Below are 13,656 nucleotides of genomic sequence, written 5' to 3' on the forward strand. Positions count from 1 at the left end.
TAGACATTATGATTGAGATTAACAACATCAGCAAAGTATTCCGTACTTCGGAAGTAGAGACAGTAGCATTGAACCACGTCAGCCTCGATGTAAAGGAGGGGGAGTTTGTAGCCATTATGGGACCGTCAGGTTGCGGCAAGTCCACCTTGCTGAACATCCTCGGGCTGCTGGACAATCCTACGGAGGGCAGTTACAAGCTGCTCGGTCAGGAAGTAGCGGACTTGAAGGAAAAGGAACGTACCCGTGTGCGCAAGGGCAAGCTGGGATTCGTGTTCCAGAGCTTCAACCTGATAGACGAACTGAACGTCTACGAGAATGTGGAACTTCCCCTTACGTACCTCGGCGTGAAGGCAAGTGAGCGCAAACGCATGGTAGAGGATATTCTGAAGCGGATGAACATCAGCCACCGTGCCAAACACTTCCCGCAACAGCTTTCCGGCGGTCAGCAGCAGCGTGTGGCGATAGCCCGTGCGGTCGTAACCAATCCCAAGCTGATACTCGCCGATGAGCCTACCGGTAACTTGGACTCCAAGAACGGAGCTGAGGTGATGAATCTGTTGACAGAACTGAATAAAGAGGGTACTACGATTATTATGGTGACCCACAGCCAGCACGACGCCTCGTTTGCACACCGCACGATACATCTTTTCGACGGTAGTGTGGTGGCAAGTGTGGCAGCGCAGGATTTGTAACGGACTTTTAAAACAACTTCCATGAGACAACTATATTACACTCTCCAGACATTGATACGAGGAAAAGGCTCCAACCTCATCAAGATTGTTTCCCTGGGACTGGGGTTGGCAGTCAGTATCCTCATTTTTTCCCGTCAGGCATTCGAGCTCAATTATGATACCTGCTACAAGGACCATGAGCGTTTGTGTCTTGTCAAAACAGTATGGTATTACAACAACGAGTATCATCCTTCGCACATAACTCTTGGACCGGTGGCTGGTACTATTGCCGAAAACCTGCCTGACGAGGTGGAGAGTGTTACCGTCACCCAGCAATGGTGGAGCAATTCGGCTTGGTTTGCCAATGAACGCCGTTTCCAGACCAATGCCATGACGGCCGATTCTTGTTTCTTTGCCACTATGGGCATTGATGTTGTCAGTGGAGACCCTCGCGAGCTGAATAATCCGGAGGTGGTCTTCATCAGCAGGGAGCTGGCCGGCAGCATGTTTGCCGATAAGAATCCCATCGGGCAGACGGTGGTCTATAACAAACAGATGCCAATGACCGTGAAGGGCATTTTTGAAGATTTTCCCGAAAACTCCAGTTTCTATGGAAGTGGTGTCGTGATGTCTCTGGCTACCTCCTTCAAGCATCATTGGGGATACTGGGGGTGGGGAGGTGGAGACAGCTATATGTCCTTTGTCCGTCTGCGCCCGGGGGTGCAATTGGACGATGTGAACACCCGAATAGAGAAACTTGCCGAGCAGGTGCGCAAGAGCGATGATGTGTTTATCAGTCTGGTTCCGATAAAGGACTACCGTATGGAATTTGGTATCAGTACCATGCGTATGGTATGGATTCTGTTGACGCTGGGAACCGCCATACTTTTTATTGTGGCGATGAATTATGTGCTTATTTCCATCTCAGCCATGAACCGTCGTGCCAAAGCTATAGGCGTACATAAATGTAGTGGGGCAAATACGGGAACTATTTTCGGTATGTTCTTATGGGAGACCGGAGTCATCATGCTTTCTTCCTTGCTGCTCGTAGCGCTGCTTCTATTTAATTTCCGTGAGCCGTTGGAGGACATGCTCGACGTTAGTCTTGCCGGTCTTTTCTCTTGGGAAAACATTTGGGCACCGCTTTCAGTGATAGTCATTTTGTTTATGATAGGCGGCATGTTGCCCGGGCAGCTTTTTGCCCGCATTCCGGTGACGCAGGTTTTCCGCCGGTACACCGAAGGCAAGAAAGGCTGGAAACGTCCGCTCTTGTTTGTGCAGTTTGCCGGTACCTCTTTTATTTTCGGCTTGTTGGGGCTGGTGCTTATGCAGAGCCATTACATCACCAATAAAGAACGTGGATTCGATTACCACCGGGTGGCTTATGCTTCGGGCGTATCCTTTGACTCGGATGCGGAAAGCGATGCAAATCGTAGTGTGATGCTTTCTTTGCCTTATGTGGAAGATGGAGCTTGTAGCGGTAATCTTCTTACAGACGGATTGAGCGGAGAAGGGGTTACGACTGATAACGGGCAGTGGATGAGCATGCGTTGGGTGGAATTTGGCAAGGACTATGCCCCGTTTATGAAGTTGGAATTTGCGGAAGGCAAGAATATGGATGCCCCTGGGCAGATATTGGTCAATGAAACATTTTTGAAAATGATGCATTGGGAAGATAAACCGATAGGCAGGCAAGTGCGCAACGGCGATCGCATAGCGGGCAATATTGTAGGTGTACTGAAAGACTTTGCTACATCCAATGCCGCTTATGTGGCGGTGCAACCTATGTATGCAACTTATCTTGACCGATTTTCCGGAAACATCCAATTACGTCTGAAAGAGCCTTTTGACGATAACCTCAAGCGTTTGAATGAAGACATGGAAAAGCTGTTTCCTACCCGTGACATTGTATTTTCCTCGTTTCACAAGGTCATTGACGACCAGAACAGTACCGTCACGGATTTCCGTAATGCAGCTTTACTGGCTGCCATAACCATCCTTTTTGTTACGTTAATGGGGTTGATTGGCTACATCAATGACGAGATACAACGCCGCAGCAAGGAAATTGCCATCCGCAAGGTGAATGGTGCGGAAGCGTCATCCATTCTCCGGCTTTTCTCGAAGGATATATTCTGGATATCCTTGCCGGCCGTTTTTCTTGGAGGGCTGGGAGCCTGGTATATAGGCGGTGTCTGGATAGAGCAGTTTGTGGAGGGAGTGGATTTTGGTATCTGCGGATTCTTGCTTATTGCATGCATTGTACTATTGTTCATCATCGGTTGTGTAGTATTCAAGGCATGGCGGATTGCCAATGAGAATCCGGTAGACAGTATTAAGAGTGAATAAAGAATAACTTCAGGAAATTATGATGAGTAGTCACATTTATTATACATTGCAAAGTTTATTGCATAGACAGGGGACCAATGCCATTAAAATCGTATCGTTAGCATTGGGACTGTTGATGTCCGTATTCCTATTTGCGCGGATTGCATTCGAGTTGAATTTTGATAGCTTTTATCATGATCCGGATAACCTTTATATTGTGAAGACGGGTTGGATGAAGAATGGTGTATTGGAAGGAGGAGAGAGTTTCTACACCATTATTCCGATTCCTGGCATTATAGCTGAAGAATTTTCAGATAAGGTGCAAGGGGCTACGGTCAGTTGTTCACTATTCGATGACGATTATAAGTTGGGTAACCGTCCGTTGGAATTGAAGACAGTGATTGCTGATACGCTCTATTTTTCTGTTCTCGGTTTGGATGTAGTGAAAGGAAATCCGCAGGATTTAGCGAATCCAGATGTAGTTTTCCTTTCAGAAACGGCAGTACGGCAGGTATTTGGTGATGAAAATCCCATAGGTAAGACTGTGTCATACGATTTCTGGGGGCATGAAGCTACTTTGCTTGTTAAAGGCATCTTTCAGGATGTTCCTCCGAATACTTCTTTGTATAAGCGTCCCGAAGCAGTTGTGTCTTTCTCGAATATAGAGAAGTACACGCAGTGGGGAATGGGATGGCAGAGTGGTGGGAATTATGACGGTTTCGTTCGGTTACGCAGTCCGCAGGATGCCGATTGGTTGAACGAACGGATATCAGCGGCTGTCGCACGTCACTTGCCATCGGATAGCGGGCTGGAGCTGTCGGTCCATATTGTACCTATCCGCAGTGTGCATCTGGGTGAAGCGCAAGTCCGCAAAATGGTTTGGATTATGTTTTTCTTGGGTGTTGTGTTGCTTTTCACCACGACGTTGAATTATGTATTGATTTCCATTTCTTCATTGACACAACGCGCCAAAGCGATAGGCGTACATAAATGCAGCGGCGCATCAGGTGGCAGTATCTTCTGTATGTTTCTGGTGGAAACGGCGATAGTAATAAGTGCGGCGTTGTTGGTAGTCGGAATATTGGTCTATGTCTTCCATGAGCGGATGGAGGAATTGGCGGCGGTCCCTCTTGCCGTATTGTTCGATTGGCAGCATTTATATGCACCTTTGGCGGTAGTGGCGGTCTTGTTTGTTTTTGGAGGATGCTTGCCTGCCATGCTTTTTGCCCGTATTCCCGTGACGCAAGTATTCAGGCGTTACACTTCCGGCCGCAGGGGATGGAAGCGGGTATTGCTTTTTATACAGTTTATGGGTGCAGCATTCATTGTAGGTATGATGCTGATGGTGTTTTTGCAATACCGCTATATGGTAGGGCGCGACCGTGGTTGGCGACCGGAACGTGTAGTATCTATCTTCCAGAGAAAAGTGAATGCTGAGCTATTACGTACACAACTTCGTAACTTGCCTTATGTAGAGGCGGTTGCCTCGGCCGAACGCTCTATAACGGGCTTTGGAGCCAATCGCCCGATACTCGACGCCCAAGGCAACGAGATGTTTTATCCGCGTAATTCGTGGTTCGATAGTGATTACTTGCCTTTCATAGGTTTGAAACTGAAAGAGGGACATAACCTGACTGGGAAACACCAACTGCTGGTCAACAGCACGTTCTGTGAGAAAATGCATTGGACGGATAGTCCTATTGGCAAGCAGGTGAATGATTATGGTACAGTGGTAGGTTTGTTGGATAGTTTTGCATTTGTCGGCTGTATCAACGACAGTGAAGCCGTTATGATAGAATGGTTTGAAGGCACAGCCTTTTGTCTGGAGGCCCGCCTTAAAGAACCGTTTGATGACAACCTGCGCCGATTGAACGAGGATATGAGCCGTCTATATCCACAAGATGACCTTGTATTTCGTTCTATGGAGCAAATGTTGGACAATTATGCCGAATCTGTGCGTGTCTTCCGTGATGTCACTTTATGGGCATCTGTCACCATTCTTTTTATCATTTTGATGGGGCTGGTGGGATATGTGGATGATGAAATACGTTTACGTTCCAAAGAGATTGCCATTCGTAAGGTGAATGGAGCGGAAACATCCGGTATATTGCGATTGCTGTCGCGTGATGTGCTTTGGATTTCCATACCGTCTGTAGTGCTTGGAACACTTGTAGCTTACGAGGTAGGGCAAATCTGGATCAGCCAGTTTAGTGATGTGGTGCTACTGCCTATCGTCGGATATATCAGTATCGGCTTTTTGTTGCTTGCATTTATCGTGGGATGTGTAGTGATGAAATCATGGCATGTTGCCAATGAGAATCCGGTAAATAGCATCAAGAGTGAATGAAATATCCCGAAATACTTGACATCGGCTTCTGGATGCTGTATCTTTATAAAGTGATTTTATAAACACTTCAATTTTAAATTAGCGTAAAAGGAGAGGTATGGCTTCTCCTTTTCTTTTTCCTATAATCTTTTAATCTTTCGTAAATCTGCTCTTGACAGATAACCGGGTATTATATATCCACAGTGCCACCGCCGCCGTCACAAAAGCAAAGAAGTCCGATACCGGCATACATATCCAGATGCCGTCCAGCCCAAAGTAATGCGGGAATATCAGTAGTCCCGGCAACAAATACAGTAATTGGCGTGTCAGCGACAAGAAGATACTGATTTTCGCCTTCCCGATGCTTTGGAAGAAATTGCCGATGACAATCTGTGCACCTACCAGCGGGAATATGGCTACGGCAATGCGTACGCCTCTGGAAGCAATATCTATCAACTCTTCATCACTGGTAAAGATGGCAGATATGGCATGGGGGAACAATTCGCAGATAAGGAAGCCTGTACTGGTGATACATACTCCGGCAATGATGGTCAGGCGCAGGGTAGCCTTCACACGGTCGTGCTTTTGCGCACCGAAGTTATAGCCTACAATCGGTTGCATTCCCATCGTCAGCCCCAATACAATCATTACATAGAGTACCAGCAGTCGGTTGATAATGCCATATGCCCCGATGGCCATATCGCCTCCGTACTGTTGGAGGCTGTTGTTTACGATAATCACAATGACACATGCCGTGACGTTCATCAGAAACGGTGACATACCGATGGATAATATACTACTGATGATACGTTTCTTCATCTTCCAGAACCCCCGTTGCAGACGTACCACACTTGTCTTTTGCAGGAAATGGCTCACTACCCACACCATGCCGATGAACTGCGAGATGACCGTTGCCGTTGCAGCTCCCCGTATTCCCCAGTCAAATTGGAAGATGAAAATGGGAGCGAGGATTATGTTGCAGACTACCGTTACCATAGACGTGAGCATCGCTTTCTTGGGATATCCCGTGGCACGCATGATATTGTTTAGGCCAATCATGGTATAAGTGACGGGGGTACCCAGTAATATCACCTGCATAAAGTCGCGGGCATATGGCAACGTATCATTGCTGGCACCGAAGAAGCGCAGGATGTCATCCAGAAAGATGAATGAAACACTGCCGAATATGAATGCGTTGACCAGGCAGAACATCAGTGTGTTTCCCAATACTTCCGTTGCTCCGTCCAGGTCTTTCTGTCCCAACCGGATGGACGAAATGGTGGAGCCACCTGCCGATACCATCGTACAGAAAGCCACGACCAGATTCATCAGAGGGAAAGTAATGGCGAGTCCGGCAATGCCCATAGGACCTACGCCATGACCGATGAAAATGCTGTCGATGATGTTGTACAACGAAGTAATCGTCATGCCTATAATGGCCGGAATGGAGTACTGCACAAGCAGTTTGCCAATACGTTCGGTTCCTAATATATGCGCGTTGTTCATTTGATATGAGTCAATTAAGGAGCACAAAGGTATAAAATATTTGTTTGATTCGCAGATTATTCCCACCTTTGTACGCTATAATGTTTTGGTATTAACAGATTTAGGTAAAAGAAAGTTTATGGACACAACAAAAGCAACCGCCGTACTTTTTGATTTTGACGGCGTGGTGGTAGACACGGAAACACAGTACAGTCACTTCTGGCATGAAATGGGAAAGCAGTATTTGGGTATGGATGATATTGAAGGCAGGGTGAAGGGCCAGACGCTGGTCTATATTTATGATACCTTTTTTCCGGGCATGGCGAAGGAACAGGCCGAAATTACCGAACGGCTGAACCGCTTTGAACAGGAAATGTCATTCGACTTTATTCCCGGAGTGCTTGACTTCATTGCCGACCTACACCGGAATGGGGTGAAGACTGCCGTAGTGACCAGCTCCAACGAAGCGAAGATGGCAGCTGTCTATCGGGTTCATCCCGAAATAAAGACTCTTTTCGACCGTATCCTTACGGCCGAGATGTTTACGGCTTCCAAGCCTGCACCGGATTGTTTTCTGTTGGGTATGGAGGTTTTCGGCACAACTCCCGACACCACATATGTATTCGAGGATTCTTTCAACGGGCTGAAAGCCGGCATGGCTTCAGGAGCTACCGTTATAGGGTTGGCAACCACCAATTCCCGTGAAGACATAGCTCCGTTGTGTCATTATGTATTGGATGACTTTCAGGGATTCACTTACGATAAATTAACTCAATTGCACAAGTAATCAGAAAAAGGATTACCTTTGCGCCGAAAATTAAATTGAGTAATTGTAAATTGCCAAATTGTAAATACTATCATGGGTTATATTTCAGACGACACTCGTAAAGTGACTACACATCGCCTTATCGAAATGAAGCAGAGAGGCGAAAAGATATCAATGTTGACATCATATGACTATACTATGGCGCAGATTGTGGACGGTGCCGGGGTAGACGTGATTCTGGTGGGAGATTCCGCTTCCAATGTAATGGCAGGCAATGTCACCACGCTTCCCATCACGCTCGACCAGATGATTTATCATGGCAAATCCGTGGTTCGCGGTGTGAAGCGTGCCATGGTCATTGTCGACATGCCTTTCGGCTCTTATCAGGGCAACGAACTGGAGGGATTGGCTTCCGCTATCCGTATTATGAAAGAAAGCCATGCCGACGCCCTCAAACTGGAGGGAGGCGAGGAAATCATCGGTACGGTGAAGCGTATCCTCAGCGCCGGTATTCCCATCATGGGACATCTCGGACTGATGCCCCAATCCATCAACAAGTATGGAACATATACGGTCCGTGCCAAGGATGATGCCGAAGCCGAGAAACTGGTACGCGATGCGCATTTGCTGGAAGAAGCCGGATGCTTCGGACTGGTATTGGAGAAGATTCCTGCCGCATTGGCTGCCCGCGTGGCAAGCGAGCTGACTATACCCGTTATAGGCATCGGTGCCGGTGGCGATGTGGACGGCCAGGTGTTGGTGGTTCAGGATATGCTGGGTATGAATAACGGTTTTCGTCCCCGTTTCCTGCGTCGCTATGCCGACCTGCATACAGTGATGACGGATGCCATCAGCCGTTATGTATCCGATGTGAAGAATTTAGATTTCCCGAATGAGAAAGAACAGTACTAACAAACTCATGACACTCAATTTTTGGCGGATGTGTACGGCAAATCTGTTGCTGTTCATATCCGTCTATATGCTTTTCCCTTTGCTTCCTTTTGTGATGGGAGAGCAGTTGGGTGTTTCCGTCGGGCAGGCGGGCAGCATGTTTCTGGTCTTTGCGGTGGCCATGTTTACTGTCGGTCCTTTCCATGCCTATCTGGTCGATGAATATAAAAGGAAACACGTGCTCCTTTACTCCGCACTCATTATGCTGGCGGCTGTTCTGGGATATGCCTTTGTGGATGGTTATACGAAATTTCTGCTGCTTGCCGCTGTGCAGGGAGCATGTTTCGGGCTGGCAACCACAGCGGGCATTACGGTGGCCATCGACATAACGACTTCCGCGCGCCGCAGCGCAGGAAACATGGTATATGCATGGGCTGCACGCTTGGGCATGCTGGTGGGTGTTGTGTTGGGCATTGGAATGTATAAGATGTATGGTTTCCGTATGGTGACCTATCTGTCCGTAGCGGCCGGACTGGCTAGCATATTTTTCGCATCGAGGGTATATGTGGCTTTCCGTGCTCCGATAGGCGTGTCGTTGTGCAATATGGACCGCTTCTTATTGCCGCGTGCATGGGTACCTGCCATCAATGTGCTACTGATTGCTTTTGTACCGGGAGCGTTGCTGCCACTGATGTTTGTGGGCGATTACTGGTCATTGGCGGCATTGGCTGTATTGGTGTTCATTACAGTCCCGTTCATGAAGATGTTCGTCAAGCTGTCGCACCATTGCCAGCGTGGAACGGCAAACACCACTTGTCATTTGTCTATGGAGGCAGGGCTGCTGGTGGGCATGACTGTGGCTTGCCACCTGATGGACAAAGCGCAGATATACCATGTGGCGTCTGTTGCTGCTATGCTTGCCGTATTTTTCTTTGTACTGCTGACCTATCCTTATTATAAGAAGAAGCGGGTGAGGTAAGGGATAAATACAATCAATCCTATAATGGCCGCCGTTGCAGCACATACCAGTACTGCTCCGGCGGCTATGTCTTTTACTTGCCCTGCCACGGGATGCTGTTGGGGAGACACCAGGTCGACCAGCTTCTCAATGGCGGTATTGAACAGTTCGGCTGCTATCACCACTCCGATGCAGAGAATGATTATCATCCACTCCATGCGGGTAATGCCTAAAACGAATCCTGCAATGACTACCACAGCCGTAGCTATCAGATGGAAGCTCAGGTTCTGTTCTTTTCCTATGCAACACCGGATACCTTTCCAAGCATATCCGAAACTGCGCAACTGCTTTTTAAAGTCGTACTTCATGGATTATAGTTGTTGCTTAATTCCTTGAAACCTGTTTCACTCCCTTTACTGTTCTCAGTTTCTTGACAAGTGCTTCCAGATGTCCCGTATCGCTCACCATGATGGTCAGTGTTCCGGAGAACAGCCCGTCATGCGAGTCAATGCCGATGCTTCTCAAAGTAATACCCGTTTCTTTGGAAATGATGGAAGTGATGTTGGTCACGATGCCGATGTCATCGTGTCCCACTACGCGCAGGGTGATGGGGTACTGTGTACCTTGTGACTTTCCGGCCCAGCGTGCCTTCACGATACGGTAGCCGAAACGTGAGTGCAAATCACTGGCATTGGGACAATCGCAACGGTGTATCTTGATACCTCCCGTCACACTGACAAAGCCGAATACATCATCTCCATAGATGGGATTGCAGCAGCGTGCCAACTTGAAATCCAATCCTTTCAGATTTTGATCAATGACCAGTACATCTTCTTTGGTACCTATCTCTTCCGGTATGCCTTGTTGAAGGTTATAGCCTTCAGCACTGCGGTAGACAATATCGTCGCGCGTATCATTTTCCCGTCTTTGCTGTTCCTGGTATTTGTCTATAATCTCGTTGACATCCAGTTCTTCATCGGCTATGGCTTGATAGAAGTCGGTCACTATCTTGAAACCGAGGCGCTTGATGAGGCGCATCATGGTTCCTTCATCATACTCTATCTTCCGGTTCTTGAACTTGCGTTCCAGGGTTTCCTTAGCGAAGGCGTGCTGGCGTGCAGCCATTTCCTTCAATGCCTGGCGTATTTTGGTGCGTGCCTTGGAGGTGGTTACGATGTTCAGCCAGTCCTGCTTGGGCGTCTGCGTATTCGATGTCATTATCTCCACCTGGTCACCGCTATGCAGCATTTGCTTCAGCTGTACATTCTTGCCGTTCACTTTTGCACCGATACATTTGCAGCCCAGTTTGCTATGGATGTGGAACGCAAAATCGAGCACGGTGGAGCCTTTGGCAAGTTTGAACAAATCACCTTTGGGGGTAAATACAAATACCTCGTCTTCGTACAAATCCAGTTTGAACTGGTCCATCGTTTCCAGTCCGTTGCTGTCCGAGCTCTCTAAGGCTTCGCGTACGGAAGTCAGCCATTCGTCAAGACCAGATTCACCTTTCACTCCTTTGTATCGCCAATGGGCGGCCAGGCCTCGTTCGGCAATATCATCCATGCGTTCGGTACGTATTTGTACTTCCACCCATTTGCCTTCGGGGCCCATCACGGTGATGTGCAGTGATTCATATCCGTTGCTTTTAGGTACGGACAGCCAGTCGCGTAGCCTTTTCGGGTTAGGCTGGTACATATCTGTTACGATGGAGTAGGCCTGCCAACATTCCAGTTTCTCCTTTTCCAGGCAAGAGTCCAGGATGACGCGGATGGCGAACAGGTCATACACGCCTTCGAAGGGGCATTTCTGCTTCTTCATTTTCTGGTAGATGGAGTGGATGGACTTGGTGCGTCCTTTGATATGGAACTTCAGTCCGGCTTCTTCGAGCTTCTTCTGTACCGGTGCAATGAAGGCGGCAATGTACTTGTCACGCGATGCCTTGGTCTCATTCAGTTTTTCCTTGATATGGTAGTAAACTTCCTTTTCTGTATATTTCAATGAGAGGTCTTCCAGTTCCGACTTCAATTTGTACAGACCCAGCTTATGGGCAAGGGGCGCATAGAGATAAGCCGCTTCGTTGGCTACCTGCCGACGGGCTTCATCGTTCTTGCAATCTTTTATCTGCCGCATGATGTTTACGCGGTCGGCAATCATAATGAGAATGACACGCATGTCCTCAGCGAAAGTCAGCAACAAGTTGCGGAAATTCTCGGACTCGATGGTAGGACTTTTGGAATAAAGTTCGTTTACACGTATCAATCCCCGGATGATGCCTGCCACATCCTCGCCATAGATTTGCTCCACTTCCAGAGCGGTGCAAGTGCCGCAGCGCACGGAGTCGTGCAGCATGAGCCCCAGGATAGAAGCACGCTTCATTCCGATTTCTTCCGCTACAATGACAGCCGTCTGCATATCTTTGATGACGGGATTCAAACCGAATATATCACGCTGGATACGGTTGTTCTGTATAGTATTGACAAGATGTGTTTTCAGCTTTTTGCAGTCCCCCTTCTGGAGGGTTTCTCCGGAAAGTTGCAACAGTTTGCGGTAGAGCGAGAAGAGTAAATCTTTCTCTTTGATAGTGAAAAATTCATCAGTTTCCATAATCGTCCGTATTTTATGCTTCAAAGGTAAGTTTTTTCTTCATTTTCTTGACGGCAGTTCTGCTTTTTTTGTATTTTTGGGCATGAATTAATAAAACAAGATATTATGATAACACCGCAAGACAAAGAGTTGCTCGAAAATAAAGGCATCTCCGAAGAACAAATAGCTGAACAGTTGGCTTGTTTCGAAAAAGGTTTTCCATACTTGAAGCTGTCTGCCGCCGCTTCTGTAGAAAAGGGTATACTGGCTCCGGATACGGATGAACAGAAGAAATACCTGGATGCCTGGGAGGCATATACACAAACCGATAAAGTGGTGGTGAAGTTTGTGCCTGCTTCGGGTGCTGCCAGCCGTATGTTCAAGAACTTGTTTGAATTTCTCGGGGCAGACTATGACACTCCCCAGACAAACTTTGAAAAGACTTTCTTTGAGAAAATAGAGAAGTTTGCCTTCTATGATGACTTGAATACCGCTTGCCAGAGGACTGCCGGAAAGGATATACCGACTTTGGTTGCCGCTGGAAACTACAAGGCGGTTGTTGCTGCCTTACTCGAAGGGGCCGGACTGAACTATGGTGCTCTGCCCAAAGGATTGCTTAAGTTCCATAAGTATGAAGACGGTAGCCGCACGCCGCTGGAAGAGCACTTGGTAGAAGGAGCATTGTATGCTGCCAATAAGAACGGTAAGGTGAATGTGCATTTCACGGTTTCGCCCGAACATCGTGCCTTGTTCAAGGCTTTGGTAGACGAAAAGGCTGCCGCTTATGCAAAGAAGTATGGGGTGGATTATAACATCTCTTTTTCGGAACAGAAGCCGAGCACCGATACCATTGCCGCCGATATGGAAAACAAACCCTTCCGCGACAATGGCAAATTGTTGTTCCGTCCCGGCGGTCATGGCGCCTTGATTGAAAACTTGAATGACCTTGATGCGGATATTATCTTCATAAAGAATATAGACAATGTGGTACCCGACAAGCTGAAAGGTGACACCGTATTATATAAGAAACTGATTGCCGGTGTACTGGTAGCGTTACAGCAGAGAGCGTTTGCTTATCTGCAGTTGCTTGACAGCGGTAAGTATACACACGAGCAAATTCTTGAAGTTCTGCAATTCCTGCAAAAACAACTCTATTGCAAGAATCCGGAGACAAAGAATTTGGAAGATGCCGAGTTGGTTATATATCTGAAAGAGAAGCTGAACCGTCCGATGCGTGTTTGCGGTATGGTGAAGAACGTAGGCGAACCGGGTGGAGGTCCGTTCCTGGCATACAACAGTGACGGTACTATCTCTCTGCAGATTCTGGAAAGTTCGCAGATTGATATGGACGACCCGGAAAAGAAGGAAATGTTTGAAAAAGGTACCCATTTCAATCCGGTGGATTTGGTTTGCGCCGTACGTGACTATAAAGGACATAAGTTCAATCTTGTGAAGTATGTGGATAAAGCGACGGGGTTCATCTCCTATAAGTCCAAGAACGGCAAGGACCTGAAAGCGCTTGAACTTCCCGGTTTGTGGAACGGAGCCATGAGTGATTGGAACACAGTATTTGTAGAAGTGCCTCTGACTACATTCAATCCGGTAAAGACGGTGAATGACTTGTTGAGAGACCAGCACCAATAAGAGGATT

10 protein-coding genes are annotated in these 13,656 nt (G+C 47.6%); 7 read left to right on the forward strand and 3 right to left on the reverse strand.

Features of this window, described 5'->3' with window-relative positions; translation table 11 throughout:
* The first annotated feature begins 8 nt into the window (after positions 1 to 8).
* From DWZ03_RS03420 to DWZ03_RS03430, 3 genes are read left to right on the forward strand one after another with little or no spacing between them, the layout of a single operon-like run.
* Positions 9 to 692: an ABC transporter ATP-binding protein gene (locus tag DWZ03_RS03420; protein WP_008664472.1), complete on the forward strand. Its 684-nt coding sequence runs from the start codon at positions 9 to 11 to the stop codon at positions 690 to 692.
* Between the two features lie 21 nt (positions 693 to 713).
* Positions 714 to 3,017 (forward strand): ABC transporter permease, encoded by a 2,304-nt coding sequence (locus DWZ03_RS03425; RefSeq protein WP_120128845.1) that lies wholly within the window; start codon positions 714 to 716, stop codon positions 3,015 to 3,017.
* 22 nt (positions 3,018 to 3,039) lie between these two features.
* Positions 3,040 to 5,343, forward strand: coding sequence for an ABC transporter permease (locus DWZ03_RS03430; protein WP_120129102.1), 2,304 nt, complete (start codon positions 3,040 to 3,042; stop codon positions 5,341 to 5,343).
* Between the two features lie 129 nt (positions 5,344 to 5,472).
* Here DWZ03_RS03430 and DWZ03_RS03435 read toward each other — a convergent pair whose 3' ends face one another.
* On the reverse strand, positions 5,473 to 6,828 hold the full coding sequence (locus DWZ03_RS03435) for an MATE family efflux transporter (RefSeq protein WP_005837216.1): 1,356 nt from the start codon (positions 6,826 to 6,828) through the stop codon (positions 5,473 to 5,475).
* Positions 6,829 to 6,946: 118 nt separating this feature from the next.
* Between DWZ03_RS03435 and DWZ03_RS03440 the strand changes: the two genes are divergently transcribed.
* The 3 genes from DWZ03_RS03440 to DWZ03_RS03450 all read left to right on the forward strand — a co-directional run bounded on the left by DWZ03_RS03440 (position 6,947) and on the right by DWZ03_RS03450 (position 9,443).
* Entirely contained in the window at positions 6,947 to 7,594 is a 648-nt protein-coding gene (locus tag DWZ03_RS03440; protein WP_005827705.1) for an HAD family hydrolase, read from the forward strand.
* Between the two features lie 69 nt (positions 7,595 to 7,663).
* Positions 7,664 to 8,485, forward strand: a complete 822-nt coding sequence (gene panB, locus DWZ03_RS03445) for a 3-methyl-2-oxobutanoate hydroxymethyltransferase (protein WP_034523185.1) — start codon at positions 7,664 to 7,666, stop codon at positions 8,483 to 8,485.
* Positions 8,466 to 9,443, forward strand: coding sequence for an MFS transporter (locus DWZ03_RS03450; RefSeq protein ID WP_120128848.1), 978 nt, complete (start codon positions 8,466 to 8,468; stop codon positions 9,441 to 9,443). Before panB ends, DWZ03_RS03450 begins: the two co-directional genes overlap by 20 nt.
* Here the strand turns inward: DWZ03_RS03450 and DWZ03_RS03455 are convergent.
* The gene (locus tag DWZ03_RS03455; protein ID WP_005827712.1) at positions 9,419 to 9,790 is read right to left on the reverse strand and encodes a diacylglycerol kinase family protein; all 372 of its coding nucleotides are present in this window, start codon (positions 9,788 to 9,790) and stop codon (positions 9,419 to 9,421) included. The two genes, DWZ03_RS03450 and DWZ03_RS03455, sit on opposite strands and share 25 nt — an antisense overlap.
* Positions 9,791 to 9,806: 16 nt before the next feature.
* Positions 9,807 to 12,026 (reverse strand): RelA/SpoT family protein, encoded by a 2,220-nt coding sequence (locus DWZ03_RS03460; RefSeq protein ID WP_005827714.1) that lies wholly within the window; start codon positions 12,024 to 12,026, stop codon positions 9,807 to 9,809.
* 105 nt (positions 12,027 to 12,131) lie between these two features.
* On the opposite strand from DWZ03_RS03460, the gene DWZ03_RS03465 reads away from it, so the two are divergent.
* Positions 12,132 to 13,649, forward strand: a complete 1,518-nt coding sequence (locus DWZ03_RS03465) for a DUF4301 family protein (protein WP_119957893.1) — start codon at positions 12,132 to 12,134, stop codon at positions 13,647 to 13,649.
* The last annotated feature ends 7 nt before the right edge of the window (positions 13,650 to 13,656 follow it).

It is taken from the genome of Bacteroides sp. AF29-11 (assembly GCF_003602895.1).
GTDB classification, from domain to species: domain Bacteria; phylum Bacteroidota; class Bacteroidia; order Bacteroidales; family Bacteroidaceae; genus Bacteroides; species Bacteroides uniformis.